Here is a 16434-nt window from a genome sequence, read left to right as displayed (position 1 = left end):
CCAGGCGCGCATCGCCCGCATCCACCGCGGCGAGGAGGGGCACTTCGGTGACCTGATCCGCGTAAGCCTGGAGCGCGGGCGGATGCGCATCGGCGGCCGCGAACGGCGCTATGCCCCGCTGGCCTTCACCCTGGCGGATGGCGAGACACGCACGGTGGAGGTCCACAGCGAACGACGTTCGGGGGAGATGAAAGTGGCCTACCGCGAAGGTCTGCTGCTGCTGGATTTGCCGTCCCGTGGCCGCAACGAATTCGGCGCGGCCCGCCTGCCGTGGCGCTCCGGCTGGCGCCGGGGCGAGACCCGCCGGGTGGATTCCGACGGGCCGCTGGAGCTGCGCAACGTGCGCGTGCACGTGGAGGCGGTGCCCCTGCCCGGGCATGGTGCCCGGCGGTTCTGATCATGCGGCGCCGGCCCGGCCCTGTTCGCCTGCAAGCAGGCTCCCACAGGCATCGGGGCAACCCTGACCGCGAATCAGTACCCCGGGCGGGTGCCCGGACCCGGTACCCGGTGGGCCGGCACCGGGTCGTCGACATGCTCGGCGGTGCGCAGGCGCCGGCTCTTTTCCACCATGCGCCAGCAGGAGCGATTGTTGTTGTAGCGCGAGACATGCTGCAGTGGCACCCACAGCACGGCGTGCGACTCGTGGCTGCCGGGGATCTCCAGGCGGTCGTCGATTTCCACCAGAAAGCGCACGTCGATGTGATCGTGCTGCGGGAACTCGGGGCTGGCGGGGATGGTGTGGATATCCAGGTCGAATACGTCTTCGGCGACCAGACGGATGTGCTCGCGCGCCAGCCCGGTCTCCTCGTGCACCTCGCGCAGGGCCACCTGGAGGATGTCGGCCTGACCGTCCGCATGGCCGCCGGGCTGGAACCAGCGGTTGTGCTTGCCGTGCAGCAACATCAGCGCCCGCTCGCGGTCGGGGCTGAGAACCCAGGCGGAGCCGGTGACATGCGCCGGCAGCAGATCGCAGTTGAAGCAGTCGGGGTGGCCGCGGACGAAATCCAGCGCGCGGCGGCGAAAGCCCGCCTCCTCGATGAACGGGGTCTGGTGACGTTGCAGCAGATGCAGCAGCTGTTCGCGATGCATGGCGCTCAGGTTCCCGCAGGGCGTTCCAGGGCGGCACTGGCGGCGCGCGCGGCTTCGTCGATGTCGGCCTCGCTGCCGGCCAGGATCAGCCGGCCGAAGGCCCCCACCGCACTGACGTCGATCAGGGTCACGTGCGCGGCCTTCAGCGCCTGGTTGGCGGCATAGATGATGTAGCCCGCCGGCTCGGCCTCGAGGATGAACATGCTCTGTTCCGGCAGGATCATCGAGCCGCGACGGTTCTGGCGGTTGATCAGCACCGTGTGGTCGGGCGACATCCCGCGGATGATCTCCTGCCACGGGATGTTGCACTGCTGGCGGTCGGAGACCTCGGCCCCCATGCGCGAGAGCAGCACGCGCCCGGCCTCCTGCACGTCGGAGTCGTCGCGCTGGTGCACCACCATGGAGCCGTATTCGCGTTCCACCACCTGCTGCGACAGGTGCACGCGGGTGGACTTGAGCGCGATGTCGGTCAGGCGGTGCACGGCCATGCCCGGCGAGACCTCCACCCACAGGCAGGAGTCGCCCGGCACCGGCGGGAATCCCTGCGAGACGGTCGCCATGTAGGCCGCCAGCTGCGGCTGCAGGGAGTCCATGTAGACGTAGGTACGGAGCTTGATCATCGATTTCGTCGGGAAGGTCGCCGGGGCCGGCCGCAGGGGGCGTATTCTGGACTGCGGGGCGACGCCGATCAAATCCGCGGGCGCGCGGTCACCGGGAACGGATGATAAGCTTCGCGCCATCATCCGGAATCCAGCCCGAATCCCATGTCGCAAGCCGATGACCCCGCGGACCTGCTGACCGCCCTCGAAGACGAGCCCGACATCGACCTGGCGGAGATCCTCCGGCGCCTGGTCGACTGGCTGCGCCCGGACGACCCGCGCAATGTGGCTCCGGTGATCGCGCGCCTGGAATCCCTGGTACTGGCCCTGCAGGACCAGCCTGCGCTGCGCGAACGCCTGCGTGAACGCCTGGAAGCCGGGCTGGAAGACGCCCGCCACCTGACGCTGTACACCGGGATCGGACTGTTTTCGCGCCGCGGCTTCTTCCGCGAGGCCGCGGAACTGCTGTACGAGCGCATCAACCCGTCGCCGATGGATCGCACCGACCTGCGCGACGTGCTCTATCACGTGTTCCACGATCCGGACGACGCGGTCTGGGTGGCACGCCTGCCGGACGATGCCTGGCTGCGCCTGCTGAGCGCGCTCGGCTGTCTTTCCGGCGAGCACCCCGGGGTCCTGGAACGGGCCCGCGAGGAGATCCTCTACGCCCTGGAGATGCTCTCGATCTGGATCGCGGCGGAGGAGCTGGAACCCGAACTCCTGCGTCTGGATCCGTCGATCGCCGAGCGCAATTCGGCCTTCGTGGCGCAGGAACGCGAGATCGCGGCCTACGTGCGCGAGTACCGCGCCTGGCTGCAGGATCCGACATGCGAACGCCGTGACGACCGCCATGCGCGGGTCCTGCTGGAGCAGTGCGCCGAGCAGATCGAGAAGCTGCGCACGCTGTCGCACAGCCGCGGCAACAGCCTGTCGCTGACGCACCTGCTGGAGCGGCTGAACCAGACGCTGGCGCGCATCCACAAGCTGCTGGATCTGCTCGAGCCCGAAGAATCCGCGACCACCCGCGCCACCGCCGTCGGCCTGTTCCGCGAGCTGGTGACCACCAGCGCCCGGCGCCACGGCGTGCGCGCCCTTTGGCAGGACAACATCCGCCAGGTCTCGCGCAGCGTGACCCAGCACGTCTCCGACACCGGGGAGAAATACATCACCCGGGGACGCCAGGAATACTTCGGCATGCTCGGGTCCGGCGCCGGAGCCGGGGTCATCATCGCGTTGATGGCCCTGATCAAGATCCAGATCGGCCACCTCGGACTGTCGGAAGGCTGGTACGCATTCTGGTCCAGCCTCAACTACGGCCTGGGCTTCGTACTGATCCACATGCTGCACCTCACGGTGGCCACCAAACAGCCCGCGATGACCGCGGCGCGCATGGCCGCGGCCATTGAACAGACCGAACGCGGCACCGCCGACCCGTCGAAACTGGCCGATCTGCTGGTCCGGGTGGGACGTTCGCAGTTCGCCGCCATCCTCGGCAACGTGGGCGTGGCGCTGCCGATGGCCCTGTTCATCGGCCTGTTCGCGCTGTCGGTCTTCGAACAGCCGGTGCTGGACAGCACGAAGGCCGGCTATCTGCTGGACGGTCTGCGCCCGGTCGCCGGGCTGGCCCTGCTGTTCGCGGCCATCGCCGGGGTGTGGCTGTTCGTCTCCGGGCTGGTGGCCGGCTGGCTGGACAACCGCTGCGCCTATCTCGACCTGCCCGGGCGCCTGCGCGAACACCCGCTGCTGCGGCGCCTGCTGCCGCAGCGGGCGCGCCACGGCCTGGCGAACTGGGTCGGCTACCACTATGGCGCCGTGCTCGGCAACATGGTGTTCGGCGCCCTGCTGGGGGCGACCGGCTATGTCGGTTATCTCACCGGGCTGCCGCTGGATATCCAGCACGTGGCGTTCGCGTCGGCCAATCTGGGCTACGTCACGGTGAACGAGGGACTCGCCCTGGCCACCTTCGGGCTGTTCCTGGCGTTCGTGCTGCTGATCGGTGCGATCAACCTGTGGGTCAGCTTCGGCCTGGCACTGTACGTGGCGCTGCGCGCCCGCGGCGTGCGCATCGGCTCCCCGGCGCGGCTGCTGCGCGCCTACGGCCGCCACCTGCGGCGCCACCCGGCGGAATTCCTCCTGCCGCCCCCGCGCTCGCGCGACTGAGCTATCCTCGTAGCATGAGTGATTCGAAGCGCCTGGACGAACTGGTTGCGCGCACCCATCGCGAGCGTCAGGAGCGCGAGCGCGGCTACCGCGAGCGCGCCCTGGGCATGTACCCCTGGGTCTGCGGACGCTGCGGCCGCGAGTTCACCCGCGCCAACGTGCACGAACTCACGGTCCACCACCGCGACCACAACCACGATAACAACCCGCCGGATGGCAGCAACTGGGAACTGCTGTGCCTGTACTGCCACGACAACGAACACCAGCGCCATGGCGAGGCGCGCGCGGCGGGGCCGTCCGCCGGGGGGACCGGCGCTGCGGCGTCCGGGGGCGCCACCTGGAACCCCTTCGCCGACCTCGCCGAACGTCTGAAGGACCCGGGCAAGGACTGAACCGGGCCGCTCCGCGCCTCCCGGGCGATCACTCCGGCGTAGCGCGCGCCACGCCCCGCAGCAGCCGGCCGAGGATATCGCTGCCACTGAGGATGCGCCGGTGCTCCCCCCACAGCAGGATCACGTCCTCGCCCAGCACGGTGTCCCCCTCGTGCGCCGGACGCACGCGGAAATGCGGGATCAATCCGCCCAGCCGCCGGTTGCCGTCGCGCACCACCACCGGATGCAGGCAATGGTGCAGCGGATCGAATCTCTCGGGCGCGAACAGGGCCTCGCGGGTGAAATCCGCAGCGCGCAGCACCCGGCGTGGCTCGCCGGTCGAGTCGGTGAGGATGACCCAGGAGCAGGCCGCCCGGTTGATGCTGCGCAGGAACGGGTCGTCCACCCGCGGTTCGATGTGCGGAAACCGCGGCCGGTCCCCGTCGAACTCCAGAGTCAGGATGCTGGCCGGATCCACCGGCTCGCCCTCGTGGCGCACGGCGATGTCATCCAGCTCGAGAAAGTTCCGCGCCCCGCGCCCTTCCACCCGCGCGATCTCGCTCTCGCCCGAACGCATGTGCAGATCCAGCACCTGGTGCAGGTCGCGTTCCGGGAAATAGCGGATCTCCTCCCCGCCCAGCCAGCGGTCCAGTACCCAGGCCGTAGGCCGCGCGACCGGATACATCAGGAACTGATAGAAGCGCAGTACCGGGTACAGCACCGAGGCCACGCGCAGGGCGTGGCGGGAAAAGTACGACTGCGGGATGATCTCGGCGAAGATGGTGATCACCACCGTGGAGAACAGGAACGCCGCCACGCCGCCCATCACCGAGCCGGAGAGCAGCGCCAGCAGCACGTTGACGCCCACGTTGCCCCACAGGATGGTCACCAGCGCGAAGTTGGAATCCTCGCGCAGGTGCAGGACCCGCTGCGCCCGCGCATCCCCCTTGCTGGCCTCCACCTTGAGCTCCAGCTTGCTGCGGGCGAACAGCCCCAGGTTGAGTCCCGAAAGGATCGCCGACTGCGACAGGCACAGCAGCACGCCGATCCAGGTCAGCGCGGTCGTCATCCTCGCCCCCGGCGGTCGCTTGATACCGCCAGTATCCCACACCCGGACGGCCCTGCGATCCGGCGCCCGCCGGACTGTACCCGCCGCGCCCGGCGGTGTAGCGTATGCGGCGATCAAAGGAGGGGCCGCCAGAGCACAAAAAGCCGCGCGGTCCGTTCAGGGGGAAAACATGCAAAAGCATCCGGATTGGCGGGACACCTGGCCGATCTATCTGCGCTATACGGCGCTGGCCGTGGCGATCGTCGCCGTGCTGGCGGTGGTCCAGGTGCGCTTCGTCTACGCGGTCGAAGGCTTCCCGCCGCAGCTGTTCGTCATCCCGTCGGCGGTCGGGCTGCTGTTCGGCATCATGCTCGCGCGCATCCGCGTGCTCGCGTCGCACACCCACGTGCTGCGTGCCTTCGCGGCGGTGACGGCCGGGACCCGCGAGCCGGAAGCGGAGGACGACGCCCGCGCCTTCCACCGTCTTCTGGAGGCCGCAGCCGGCGAGCTGGACAGTGACGAGATCGCGCTGTTCCGGCAAGGCGACACGGGCATCGAGCGTCTGGCCCACTGGGCGCGCGATCCGCAGCGCCCGGCCTGTCTGATCGAGGAGCGGGCCACCGCGCTGTGCACGCGCGGCGTCGTAGAACCGGTTCCCCGGAGCGTCCCCGGACAGGAACTGGAGCTGCCGGCGGCCGGACGGGTGGACCTCGTGCGAGTGCCGATCGATCTCCCGGAGCCCGTGGTCCTGGCCGCCTGTCGCCGCGGCCACCGCACCCGCCGCCCGCCCGACCCGGTGGTCCGCGGCTTCCTCGGGCTGTGTGCCGAATGGCTGGGCATGCGCCTGGAACGCCGGCATCAGCAGGCGATCATCGAAGAGCAGCGTGCCCGCCACGCGCGTGAACAGCGCCGCGCGCAGACCACCCTGGCCTCCATTGGCGACGGCGTGCTGACCGTGGACACCACCGGTCGGATCGACTACGCCAATCCGATGGCCGCCCGACTGCTGCACCAGCCGGTCGAAGAACTGACCGAACAGCCGCTCGAACGGGTGCTGCAGCTGGAAGACGAAAACACTGGCCGCCCCCTGGACCCGCTGCCCCCCGGGGCCGGCCCCCCGGCCAGCGAGCGCGGCGCCGGCGCCGACGAGCAGGTCCTCCGGCGCTCCGACGGGACCCGCCTGCCGGTCCAGCTGACCGTCACCCCGGTGCAGGACACCGACGGCACTGCACGCGGGCACGTCATCGTCCTGCGCGACGTGTCCGAAGTCCGCGACGCCCTGCAGCACATGGCCTACTACAGTTCGCACGACGACCTGACCGGCCTGATCAACCGGCGACGTTTCGAGCGGCTGATCGAGGATGCCCTGCACGGCGCCCGCCGCGACGGACGCCCGCATGTGCTGTGCTATCTCGATCTCGACCAGTTCAAGCTGATCAACGACACCCGCGGCCACCAGGCCGGCGACGAGATGCTGCGCCAGATCGCGGGCATGCTGCGCAGCATCATGCGGCCGCAGGACCACCTCGCGCGTCTGGGCGGCGACGAATTCGGCATCCTGATGCAGGACTGCGACATCGAGCAGGGCAGCCAGATGGCCGTGGGCATCGCCAGCGAGATCGCCGGCATGCGCTTCTTCTGGGAAGACAACGTCTTTGCCCTGTCGGCCAGCCTGGGCGTCGTGCCGGTGGACGGCGAATCGGAGTCCACCCAGCAGCTGCTGCGCCACGCCGACACCGCCTGCTACGCGGCCAAGGATTCGGGACGCAATCAGGTCCGCGTCTACACCCCGCAGGATGTCGATCTGGCCGATCGCGCAGGCGAGATGCACTGGGTCAGCCGCATCCCCCAGGCGATCGAACGCGGGGAATTCGAACTCTGGGCTCAGCCGGTGCTCGCACTGGGCGACGGACCACCCGCCTACCAGGAGCTCCTGCTCCGGCTGCGCGACGAACACGGCAACCCGGTTCCCCCGGGGACCTTCATCCCGGCGGCCGAGCGATACGATCTGATGTGCCAGCTGGATCGCTGGGTGGTGGAAACCGCACTGGAATGGATGCAGGACTGCCAGGCCCGCGGTGCCGAACTGCCGGTCATCGGGATCAACATCTCCGGCACCGCCCTCAACAGCGAGGCCTTCCCCGAGTTCCTGCTGGAACGGGTACGCTCGGCCGGCATTCCCGGCCACCGCCTGTGCTTCGAGATCACCGAAACCGCCGCCGTCGGCAACCTGACCCGCACCGCCCGGTTCATGCAGGAGCTGCGTGGCGAAGGCTGCCTGTTCGCGCTGGACGATTTCGGCAGCGGCCTGTCCTCCTTCGCCTACCTGAAGAACCTGCCGGTGGACTTTCTCAAGGTGGACGGCAGCTTCGTCAAGGACATCGAGCACGACCCCATCGACCTCGCCATGGTACGCGCCATCCATGACATCAGCGGCATCGTCGGCCTGACCACCATCGCCGAACATGTCGAGAACGAACATATCGGCAACCACCTGCGCGCCATGGGCATCCCCTACGGCCAGGGCTACGGCCTGGCCATGCCCGCCCCTCTGGCCGCCTGTACGCCGACGCAGGCCCCGGCCTCGGTCGAGTGATCCGGATCACGCACGCGGCGAACTCACCACCCGAAGGACCGTGCCGGCATCTACACTCCTGAGTTGGGCCGACCCGCGGGCCCGGGATGCGCCCCGGGCCGCCGCTGGCACCCGCCACGTCAATCTACGGGAGGAAATGCATGAACAACGTCTGGATCGTGGTTGCCGATGCCGCCCGCGCGCGCATCCTGAGTTGTGAAGGCCGGGCCTGCAGCAACATGCAGGATGTCGAGGCCCTCAGTCACAGCGAATCCCGGGCCCACAATCAGGACCTGGTCTCCGACCGGCCCGGACGCAGCTGGGGCAGCACGGGCGGGGATGGCCGCCATGCGATGCAGGACCCCACCGATCCCGGTGTTCAGGAACGCGACCGTTTCGCCCGTCAGCTCGCCGAGCGCCTGCGCGAGGCTCACCACGCGGGCAGTTTTCAGCATCTGGTGATCGTGGCCGCGCCCTCCTTCCTGGGTGCCCTGCGCGAACTCCTGGACCGGCAGGTGGCCCAGACGGTTACTGCGGAGATCGCCAAGAACGTCACCAAGGTCGAGAAGCCCGCCGACCTGCGCAAGCACCTCCCGGACTTCCTGTACTGAGCCGGTCCACGCATCCCGCCGCCCCGTCCCGGGGGCGGCTCACCACACCAGCATCAGCAGCCCGGCGCTGGTACACACCACCAGCACGGGGATGATCGTCTCGCGGATCACCTGACCCTCGCGCGCCTCCAGACCGGCCGCGCCGGCGGCCATCGCAATGTTCTGCAGGGAAATCATGTTGCCCACGCCGGCGCCGATCAGCTGCAGGGCCAGGATCGACGGGAGCGCCAGCGCCAGGGCCTCGGCGGTATCCACCTGCAGCCCGGTGAACAGCAGGTTGGAGACCGTGGCACTGCCGGTCATGAACGAGCCCAGGGCACCGACGAAGGCACTGAACAGCACGAAGCCCCCGCCCAGCAGTTCCGCCAGCCCCTGCCCCAGGACCTGCGGCATGGACGGCAGCCCGGCACCGTTGTCCGCGGAGATCAGCAGCAGCTGGGTCAGGCTGATGATGAACACCAGAACGATCGCCGCGATGCGTACCCGCTGCCAGGTCGCCACGGCCGCCCCGCCCAGGGTCGCGCGATCCACGCGGAACAGAAACATCGCGGTCAGCAGCGCGAGGAAGAAATAGAAATACGGGGTGAACAGCGGCTGCAGGGTCTGGTCAGGGGCCACCCCGGGCAGCGCGCCAAAACCGATCTCCACCCCCGCCAGCCACTCGCGCAGAGGGTCCACCGTGCGCGACAGGATCAGCGCCACCACCATCACCGCAAACGGCACCAGACCGCGCACCACCCGGCGCAGGTCCACCGCCTCGCCCGCCTCGCGGCCACCGTGCCCCGGCAGCAGCCAGCCGATATGCGCCGCCCAGGCGATCAGGGCCATCGCGCTGGCACCGCCGATGATCGCCGGCAGTTCCGGCCCCACCAGCCAGGCGACCAGGAAATAGGGGACCCCGAAGGCCAGCCCGGAGAACACCGCGAACGGAATGAACTCGCGAAAACGCCCCTTCTCCTCGCCCAGGGTCGCCACCCAGGCGATGAACACGGTAATGAATACCCCCAGCGCGCCATGGATGGCCGCGGTCTGGAACACCGCCTGCTCCACGGTCGCCTCGTCCAGGCCCACCCCGGCAAAACCGATCACCACCGGGGTCCCCGCCGCGCCGAAGGGTACCGCAGTGGAATTGCCGATCAGGGCGATGGCCACCGCCTTCAACGGGGGCAGGCCGAAATACACCAGCAGCGGCGCGGCCAGCACCGCCGGGGTCCCGAAACCGGCGATCCCCTCGACAAAGCCGACCAGACCCCAGCCCAGCAGCATGGCCAGCACCCGGCGATCGTCCGAGACCCGCGCGATGGCACACTGGATGGCATCCAGATGCCCGGTCCGGATCAGCACGTTCAGCATCAGCAGGGCGACGGTGATGATCAGCATCACCTCCAGGAACACGACCCCGGCATTGGCCAGACTGGTCGCCACCACCATTCCCGGCAACTGCCAGACGAACAGCCCGATCAGCAGCGTGGCCAGCCAGGCCAGCGGCGCCGCCTCGTACGCCGGGCGGCGCAGGAACACCAGGAGCACGAACAGCAGTGCGAACGGAACCAGCGTTACCCAGAACAGCGTCATGTCCTCTCCCGCGGACGGCCTGCGCAAAGCCCCGAGGGTACACGGATCCGGCGTAGCCGCGCAGACCCGGCCGCCCGACACCCCGAACACCCGATGATTATGAGCCGAATCACTGTCAACGGTGTCCGCATCCCGTATCCTTGCATCACGACATTCTCACTCTCAAATCCGTGGCCCGGAGCAACGAATGGCACACATGGAATGGACCAGCGATCTCGACACCGGGATCGAGGTCATCGACAACCAGCACAAGCGCATCGTTGACTACATCAACGAGCTCCACCACGCGATCGAGAACAGCGATCGCGACGAGGTGGGTGACGTCATCAACCAGTTAATCGACTACACCCAGTCGCACTTCACCTTCGAAGAAGAAATGATGGAGGAGGCCGGCTACCCGTTCCTGCGCGCTCACCAGCGGGTGCACGGCCTGTTCATCCGGCGGGTGGAAACCTTCAAGGAACAGTTCGAGAACGGCGAGGACATCGCCCGCGAACTGCACACCGTCCTCAAGACCTGGCTGGTCAATCACATCAAGCACGACGACGCCGACTACGCCGAGCTCGTGCGCCAGCACACCGGGGCCGACACGGCCCACAACCGGGGACTGTTCAGCAAGCTCTTCGGCCGCTGAACGCCCCGGTTTCTCCCGTGTGGCGGAGGAGGGCCGCCGCGCTGAGGGCACGGGATACCGATAAAACCACAGGAGATGGAGCCATGCCGTACGTTCACTGGTCGGACGATCTGGATACGGGGATCCCGGTCATCGACAACCAGCACAAGCGCATCGTCGAATACATCAACCGCCTGTGCGAAGCCGTCGAGGGCCAGGCGACACGTGAGCAGGTTCACGAAGTGCTCGATCAGGTGGTGGATTACACCCTGACCCACTTCGCCTTCGAGGAGGAGATGCTGGAGATCGTGGAATACCCCGACCTGGAGCAGCATCGTAAGTCGCACGAGGCTTTCAGCCAGCGGATCCGTCAGTATCAGCAGGATTTCGCCGAAGGCCACGACGTAGCCAGCGAGCTCGGCGAGACCCTGCGGGACTGGCTGATGAATCACATCCGCAAGGATGACCATGAATACGGGCACATGGTCCGCGACTGGATGCACGCCCACGCACCCAACGGCGTCCTGCAGGACTGAGAAGGCGGGACCGGCGGCCCGGTGGTGCCGGGCCGCCCCGCGTTGACGCACCCGCCGGCGGCGCCTAGTATCCCGGGACTCCGCCCTGCCCGGATGGCCCCGATGACCTACTGTGTCGCCATCGATCTGGACGACGGTCTGGTGTTCGCCTCCGATTCGCGCACCAATGCCGGCGTCGACCAGGTCAGCACCTACTCCAAGATGCACACCTTCGAGATCGAAGGTCAGCGCCTGTTCGTGGTCCTCGCCGCCGGCAACCTCGCCACCACCCAGGCCGTGGTCAATCGCCTGCAGCGGGAAATGGAGGAAGCCGGCCAGGAAGGGGCCGCCGAACCGAACCTCGCGACCGTCGCCCACATGTCGGAGGCGGCGGAATACCTCGGCCGCATCAACCGCGAGGAGCAGGAGAAGCATTCCGAGGCGCTGTCGAAGTCGGGGATGAAGGCGGACGCCACCCTGATCATTGGTGGCCAGATCGCCGGCGAGCCCCCGGCAATCTACCTAGTCTACCCGCAGGGTAACTACATCACCACCTCGCAGCACACCCGCTTTCTGCAGATCGGCGAGAGCAAATACGGCAAGCCGATCCTCGACCGCATCATCGAGGCCGAGACCCCGCTGGGCAACGCGGCGCGCTGCGCGCTGGTCTCCATCGATTCAACGGTGCGCTCCAACCTCACCGTAGGGCCGCCGATCGAGGTTCTGGTGTACGAGCGCGACACCCTGGAGATGGACCACTACCTCTGCCTGGAGGCCGAGGACGAATACCTGCGCTCACTGACCCATGCCTGGGACGAGAACGTCAAGAAGGCCTTCACCGACCTGCCTCGCTTCGACTGGGAACACCGCCACGGACGCAAGGACCGCGGCACCCGCGTGAGTCGCCGGGCGAAGAAGAAGTCCTGAAGCGCCCGGGCCGTCTCAGGCGACATCCGGCGCGGGAGCGTTTTCCGGAAACTGGAACCAGGTCCGCACATTGGCCCCGTGCAGCTCGGCCACGTCCTGCTGCAGCGTCTCCAGAAATTCATGCAGGGTGTCCTCGCCGATCAGCTCGTCGATATCCGCGTTAAGGGCGTGGCGGCGCGCCTGGGTGACCAGACGCAGCGGCATCTCGTTGCGCGGCAGCCGCTCCAGCGCCGCCTGGACCTCGGTCAGGGCATGCGCCACCGCCCGGGGGAATGCGGTGTCCTGCAACAGAAAACGCACGACATCCGGCCCGTTGATACGCCGCTTCACGTGCAGCCGGTACATCTGGAACCCGCCCTCCGAACGCAGGATGGAGGTCCACAGCAGCCCCTCGTAGGGCCGGGCCGTCTCGTCGTCTTCACGCTTGAGCAGCCTGAGGGCGCCCACGTCGACCTGACGGGTGGTCATGTCCGCGCGTTCCAGATTGCGTCCCAGACGGATGAAATCGTAGGCCGCATCGTGGCTCATGCTGCCCGCCAACAGGCCAGTAAGCATCTGGCAGCGTTCGATCACCTCGGACAGAAATTCGAAACGGCCGCGCTTGGTGATGCCCTGGTCGATGTGATCACGCGCGAACAGGAACAGCTCGTTCATCACCTCCCAGGCCTCGGAGGGCACCAGGTCGCGCGTGGTACGGACGTTCTCGCGCGCCTTGCGCAGCGACGACAGCACCGCCCCCGGGTTGTCGGCATCCGCCAGCAGGAACTTCACGCAGTTGCGCTCGTCCTCGCGCTGGTAATGCGCCTCGAATTCGGCGTCGTGGCCGGTGACCGACACCAGCCCCCGCCACGACAGCTGCGCCGATTTCGGCATGTCCAGCGCCAGCAGGCTGAAGGCCCGGACCATGCGTGCGGTGTTCTCGGCGCGCTCGACATAGCGCGCCATCCAGTACACCCGTTCTGCCACTCGCGAGAGCATCTCAGTCCTCCTCGTCCACGATCCAGGTGTCCTTGCTGCCGCCGCCCTGCGACGAGTTCACCACCAGCGAACCCTTGCGCATCGCGACCCGCGTGAGACCACCGGCGGTCACGTCGGTGCGCACCCCCTGCAGGATGAAGGGCCGCAGGTCCAGATGGCGAGGCTCGATCGCTTCGCCACACAGCGTGGGCGCCACGGACAGATCCAGCGTGGGCTGGGCGATGTAGTTGCGCGGATCCTTGCGAATCAGCCTGGCGAACTCGGTGCGCTGCTTCTTGGTGGCGTGGGGACCCACCAGCATGCCGTAGCCGCCCGATTCGTTGGCGGGCTTCACCACCAGCTCGTCCAGGTGCTCCAGCACGTACTTGCGATGCTCCTCGTCGGAGCACAACCAGGTCGGCACATTGGGAATGATCGGGTCCTGATCGAGGTAGTAACGGATTACCTCGGGGATGAAGGCGTACATCACCTTGTCGTCCGCCACGCCCGCCCCCGGCGCATTCGCCAGGCCGACATTGCCCTTGCGCCAGGCGCGCATCAGGCCGGGGACCCCCAGCAGCGAATCGGGGTTGAAGGCTTCGGGGTCGAGGAAAGCGTCGTCGATGCGGCGGTAGATCACGTCCACCCGTTCGGGGCCGTCGATGGTGCGCATGTACACGCAGTCGTCGTCGCCCACCATCAGGTCGGCGCCTTCCACCAGTTCCGCCCCCATGCGCTGGGCGAGAAAGGAATGCTCGAAGTAGGCGGAGTTGTAAATCCCCGGGGTCAGCACCGCGATCTCCGGGTAGTCCTGCGGGCGCGGCGAGATCGAGGCCAGCATGTCGAACAGCTGCGCCGGGTATTCGTCGACCGGCAGGATCGAACTGTTCTGGAACAGCTCGGGCAGGACCCGCTTGGTGACCTGGCGATTCTCCAGCATGTAGGAAACCCCGGAGGGTACCCGCAGGTTGTCCTCCAGCACGTGAAACTGGCCGTCACCCGCACGCACCAGGTCGCTGCCGCAAATATGCGCCCAGACCCCGTGCGGCGGGTGGATGCCGACGCATTGCTCGCGAAAGTTGCGCGACTGTTCCAGCACGTAGCGCGGGATCACCCCGTCGCGGAAGATGCGCTGTTCGTTGTAGATGTCGTCGATCAGCAGATTGAGCGCGGTCATCCGCTGCTCCAGCCCGGCCGCGACCCGCTCCCATTCGCGCCGCGGGATCACCCGGGGAATGATGTCGAACGGCCACGCGCGGTCGATGTTCTCGCCCTCGCTGTACACCGTAAAGCTGATGCCCATCTCGAGGATCGCACTGTCGGCCGCCTGCTTGCGCCCCTGCAGTTCGTCGTCGTCCAGGGTAGCGAGGTATTCCGCCACGGCGCGGGCCGCGGGCCGTGGCTGCCCCGGGCCTTCCATCAATTCATCGAAAAACGGGGCGGAATCGTAATGCTTCCAGTCGATGGGCATCCGGCGGGGCTCCTCTGCTCGGCGGCGTCGCAGCCCACAGCATACGTCCGCCCGCCACCGGGCGGGAACCCCGCGTGCAGGAGGCCAGCCCCCTGGCCGATCGGGGCCTGACAAGCCAACGGGGCCGAATCGGCCGGAGGGCCGGCCTCCTGCGCGCGGGTGCAACCGTGGGAGGCCAGCCTCCTGGCCGATTTGACGTCCGGGCAGTCCCCGGCGCCGGATCGGCCGGAGGGCCGGCCTCCTACGCGCGGATGCAATCGTGGGAGGCCAGCCTCCTGGCCGATCGCGGCCCGACGAGCCACCGGGGCCGAATCGGCCGGAGGGCCGGCCTCCTACGCGCGGGTGTCGAAACGGTGGATCAGGGATCTCAGCTCGCCGGCCAGGCGTTCCATGTCGGCGCTGGCCTCGCGCGCGTGTTCCGCCACAGTCCCGGTTTCGGCGGCCACGTCGTGGATGGACGTGACGTTGCGGTTGATCTCTTCGGAGACCGAGCTCTGCTCCTCCACCGCCGTGGCGATCTGGGTGTTCATCTCGGTAATGCGCCCCACCGCCTCGCGGATGCGCCCCAGCGACTCGCCGGCCGACTGCGCCTGTTGCACGCCGTGCGCAGCCTGTTCCTGGCTTGCGCGCATCGCACTGACCGCCTCGCGCGAACCGTTCTGCAGGGTCTCGATCATCTGGCGAATGGTCACCGTGGATTCATCGGTGCGCTGCGACAGCCGCCGGACCTCGTCGGCCACCACCGCGAAACCGCGTCCGTGCTCGCCGGCACGCGCCGCCTCGATGGCCGCGTTCAGGGCCAGCAGGTTGGTCTGTTCGGCGATCTCGCGGATCACGCCGAGGATGTTGTCGATCTCCGCGGCGTCGGTCTCCAGCCGGTTGAGCTTCTCTGCGGTGGTCTCGACCTCGCGCGCCATGCGATTGATCGCTTCCACGGTGGCGTTCACCACCTCCTCCCCGGAGCGGGTCTCCTGCTCGGCGTGATGGGCGCTGTCCGCGGCCTGCGACGAGTTCTGCGCCATCTCCTGGATGGTCGAGGTCATCTCGTTCATCGCCGTGGCGACCTGATCGATCTCGCCCTGCTGACGGGATACCCCGCCGGCGGTCTGCTCCACCGCACCCGCCATGGTCCGGGCCCCGTCGCTTACCGCCCCCGACTGCTCCTCGATGCGGTCGAGTACGGTGAACAGCCGCGCCTCGTGGAAGCGCTGGAACAGCTCCAGCGTCGCGGAACCGTCGCGCCGGCCGCAGTAGACGGTTTCCATCGCCGGGTTGTCAAAGATCCGCCGCAGTTCCCGCATGGTACGCTGCAGCGGCTGCATCAGCCCGAGCGTGGCCACCCCCCCCAGGGCGAACACCAGGGCCAGACCCAGCCCCTGGACCAGCGTTCCCCAGGGCGCCAGCAGCACCCCCAGCGCCAGCGCAAAGCCGAGGCCCCAGACACCCAGCAGCCGGAACAGCAGGCTGTCCCAGAGATGACGGCGGAACTGGCGCCCGCGCTTCATCGCGCCATAGACCTTCTCCGCGCGCTCGACGTGCTCGCGCGACGGCACCCGACGAACCGACTCGTAGCCCACTTTCTGGCCGTTCTCGTAGGCCGGGGTCACGAAGGCATCCACCCAGTAGTGGTCGCCGTTCTTGCGCCGGTTCTTGACGATGCCCATCCACGCACGGTCCGACTGCAGCGTGGACCACATGTCGGCATAGGCCGCCTCGGGCATGTCCGGATGACGAACGATGTTATGGGCCGAACCCCGGAGTTCTTCCCAGTCGAAACCACTGACGCGCACGAAGGCGTCGTTGGCGTCGCGGATCCGGCCCTTCAGGTCGGTGGACGAGATCAGGTCCTCGCCCTCGTTGAGGGTGTATTCGGTCCCCGTGACGGGAAGGTTTTCGCGCATGCTGCTCGGTCTCCACGGGCGC

14 protein-coding genes and 1 pseudogene are annotated in these 16434 nt (G+C 68.0%); 8 read left to right on the top strand and 7 right to left on the bottom strand.

The genetic code is table 11. The features are described from left to right. A pseudogene (locus B1A74_RS07035) lies at positions 1 to 397 on the top strand (Hsp20/alpha crystallin family protein); the annotation flags it as partial. Between the two features lie 74 nt (positions 398 to 471). On the opposite strand, the gene B1A74_RS07030 reads toward B1A74_RS07035, so the two are convergent. Both B1A74_RS07030 and B1A74_RS07025 read right to left on the bottom strand, forming a co-directional pair. Continuing rightward, entirely contained in the window at positions 472 to 1089 is a 618-nt protein-coding gene (locus B1A74_RS07030) for an NUDIX hydrolase (protein WP_077244190.1), read from the bottom strand. A 5-nt stretch (positions 1090 to 1094) separates the two neighbouring features. After that, the gene (locus tag B1A74_RS07025) at positions 1095 to 1709 is read right to left on the bottom strand and encodes a BMC domain-containing protein (protein ID WP_018870039.1); all 615 of its coding nucleotides are present in this window, start codon (positions 1707 to 1709) and stop codon (positions 1095 to 1097) included. Positions 1710 to 1853: 144 nt separating this feature from the next. Between B1A74_RS07025 and B1A74_RS07020 the strand changes: the two genes are divergently transcribed. Both B1A74_RS07020 and B1A74_RS07015 read left to right on the top strand, forming a co-directional pair. Further along, positions 1854 to 3848, top strand: coding sequence for a site-specific recombinase (locus tag B1A74_RS07020; protein ID WP_077244189.1), 1995 nt, complete (start codon positions 1854 to 1856; stop codon positions 3846 to 3848). A gap of 14 nt (positions 3849 to 3862) precedes the next feature. Next, entirely contained in the window at positions 3863 to 4240 is a 378-nt protein-coding gene (locus B1A74_RS07015; protein WP_077244188.1) for a YajD family HNH nuclease, read from the top strand. Between the two features lie 28 nt (positions 4241 to 4268). Here the strand turns inward: B1A74_RS07015 and B1A74_RS07010 are convergent, their stop codons facing one another. Next, a complete protein-coding gene (locus B1A74_RS07010) occupies positions 4269 to 5288 on the bottom strand; it encodes a DUF21 domain-containing protein (RefSeq protein WP_018946428.1) in 1020 nt (339 codons plus the stop codon). A 169-nt stretch (positions 5289 to 5457) separates the two neighbouring features. Between B1A74_RS07010 and B1A74_RS07005 the strand changes: the two genes are divergently transcribed. Both B1A74_RS07005 and B1A74_RS07000 read left to right on the top strand, forming a co-directional pair. After that, entirely contained in the window at positions 5458 to 7863 is a 2406-nt protein-coding gene (locus B1A74_RS07005; RefSeq protein WP_077244187.1) for an EAL domain-containing protein, read from the top strand. A gap of 140 nt (positions 7864 to 8003) precedes the next feature. Continuing rightward, positions 8004 to 8453 carry a host attachment protein gene (locus B1A74_RS07000; protein ID WP_024328563.1) on the top strand — a complete coding sequence of 150 codons (450 nt, stop codon included), beginning with the start codon at positions 8004 to 8006 and terminating at the stop codon, positions 8451 to 8453. A gap of 39 nt (positions 8454 to 8492) precedes the next feature. On the opposite strand, the gene B1A74_RS06995 is transcribed toward B1A74_RS07000, so the two are convergent. After that, positions 8493 to 10028, bottom strand: a complete 1536-nt coding sequence (locus tag B1A74_RS06995; RefSeq protein ID WP_077244186.1) for an L-lactate permease — start codon at positions 10026 to 10028, stop codon at positions 8493 to 8495. A 187-nt stretch (positions 10029 to 10215) separates the two neighbouring features. On the opposite strand from B1A74_RS06995, the gene B1A74_RS06990 reads away from it, so the two are divergent. From B1A74_RS06990 to B1A74_RS06980, 3 genes are all read left to right on the top strand, one after another. After that, a complete protein-coding gene (locus B1A74_RS06990) occupies positions 10216 to 10662 on the top strand; it encodes a bacteriohemerythrin (protein WP_018870045.1) in 447 nt (148 codons plus the stop codon). Positions 10663 to 10745: 83 nt separating this feature from the next. Continuing rightward, entirely contained in the window at positions 10746 to 11177 is a 432-nt protein-coding gene (locus B1A74_RS06985) for a bacteriohemerythrin (RefSeq protein WP_024328561.1), read from the top strand. A 102-nt stretch (positions 11178 to 11279) separates the two neighbouring features. After that, a complete protein-coding gene (locus B1A74_RS06980; RefSeq protein WP_018946433.1) occupies positions 11280 to 12083 on the top strand; it encodes a proteasome-type protease in 804 nt (267 codons plus the stop codon). Between the two features lie 15 nt (positions 12084 to 12098). Here B1A74_RS06980 and B1A74_RS06975 read toward each other — a convergent pair whose 3' ends face one another. From B1A74_RS06975 to B1A74_RS06965, 3 genes are all read right to left on the bottom strand, one after another. Then, positions 12099 to 13061: an alpha-E domain-containing protein gene (locus tag B1A74_RS06975; RefSeq protein WP_018946434.1), complete on the bottom strand. Its 963-nt coding sequence runs from the start codon at positions 13059 to 13061 to the stop codon at positions 12099 to 12101. 1 nt (position 13062) lies between these two features. Beyond that, entirely contained in the window at positions 13063 to 14511 is a 1449-nt protein-coding gene (locus B1A74_RS06970) for a circularly permuted type 2 ATP-grasp protein (protein ID WP_018946435.1), read from the bottom strand. Positions 14512 to 14843: 332 nt separating this feature from the next. Continuing rightward, positions 14844 to 16412 carry a methyl-accepting chemotaxis protein gene (locus B1A74_RS06965; RefSeq protein WP_077244185.1) on the bottom strand — a complete coding sequence of 523 codons (1569 nt, stop codon included), beginning with the start codon at positions 16410 to 16412 and terminating at the stop codon, positions 14844 to 14846. Between the last annotated feature and the right edge of the window lie 22 nt (positions 16413 to 16434).

The sequence above is a fragment of the Thioalkalivibrio halophilus genome (assembly GCF_001995255.1).
Classification (GTDB): Bacteria; Pseudomonadota; Gammaproteobacteria; order Ectothiorhodospirales; family Ectothiorhodospiraceae; genus Thioalkalivibrio; species Thioalkalivibrio halophilus.
This window is presented reverse-complemented; position numbering and strand designations above follow the sequence as displayed.

Excerpts from the sequence above, each read along its gene's own strand:
- B1A74_RS07030 (WP_077244190.1), bottom strand. The coding sequence starts at position 1,089 with ATGCATCGCGAACAGCTGCTGCATCTGCTGCAACGTCACCAGACCCCG.
- B1A74_RS07025 (WP_018870039.1), bottom strand. The coding sequence starts at position 1,709 with ATGATCAAGCTCCGTACCTACGTCTACATGGACTCCCTGCAGCCGCAG.
- B1A74_RS07020 (WP_077244189.1), top strand. The coding sequence starts at position 1,854 with ATGTCGCAAGCCGATGACCCCGCGGACCTGCTGACCGCCCTCGAAGAC.
- B1A74_RS07015 (WP_077244188.1), top strand. The coding sequence starts at position 3,863 with ATGAGTGATTCGAAGCGCCTGGACGAACTGGTTGCGCGCACCCATCGC.
- B1A74_RS07010 (WP_018946428.1), bottom strand. The coding sequence starts at position 5,288 with ATGACGACCGCGCTGACCTGGATCGGCGTGCTGCTGTGCCTGTCGCAG.
- B1A74_RS07005 (WP_077244187.1), top strand. The coding sequence starts at position 5,458 with ATGCAAAAGCATCCGGATTGGCGGGACACCTGGCCGATCTATCTGCGC.
- B1A74_RS07000 (WP_024328563.1), top strand. The coding sequence starts at position 8,004 with ATGAACAACGTCTGGATCGTGGTTGCCGATGCCGCCCGCGCGCGCATC.
- B1A74_RS06995 (WP_077244186.1), bottom strand. The coding sequence starts at position 10,028 with ATGACGCTGTTCTGGGTAACGCTGGTTCCGTTCGCACTGCTGTTCGTG.
- B1A74_RS06990 (WP_018870045.1), top strand. The coding sequence starts at position 10,216 with ATGGCACACATGGAATGGACCAGCGATCTCGACACCGGGATCGAGGTC.
- B1A74_RS06985 (WP_024328561.1), top strand. The coding sequence starts at position 10,746 with ATGCCGTACGTTCACTGGTCGGACGATCTGGATACGGGGATCCCGGTC.
- B1A74_RS06980 (WP_018946433.1), top strand. The coding sequence starts at position 11,280 with ATGACCTACTGTGTCGCCATCGATCTGGACGACGGTCTGGTGTTCGCC.
- B1A74_RS06975 (WP_018946434.1), bottom strand. The coding sequence starts at position 13,061 with ATGCTCTCGCGAGTGGCAGAACGGGTGTACTGGATGGCGCGCTATGTC.
- B1A74_RS06970 (WP_018946435.1), bottom strand. The coding sequence starts at position 14,511 with ATGCCCATCGACTGGAAGCATTACGATTCCGCCCCGTTTTTCGATGAA.
- B1A74_RS06965 (WP_077244185.1), bottom strand. The coding sequence starts at position 16,412 with ATGCGCGAAAACCTTCCCGTCACGGGGACCGAATACACCCTCAACGAG.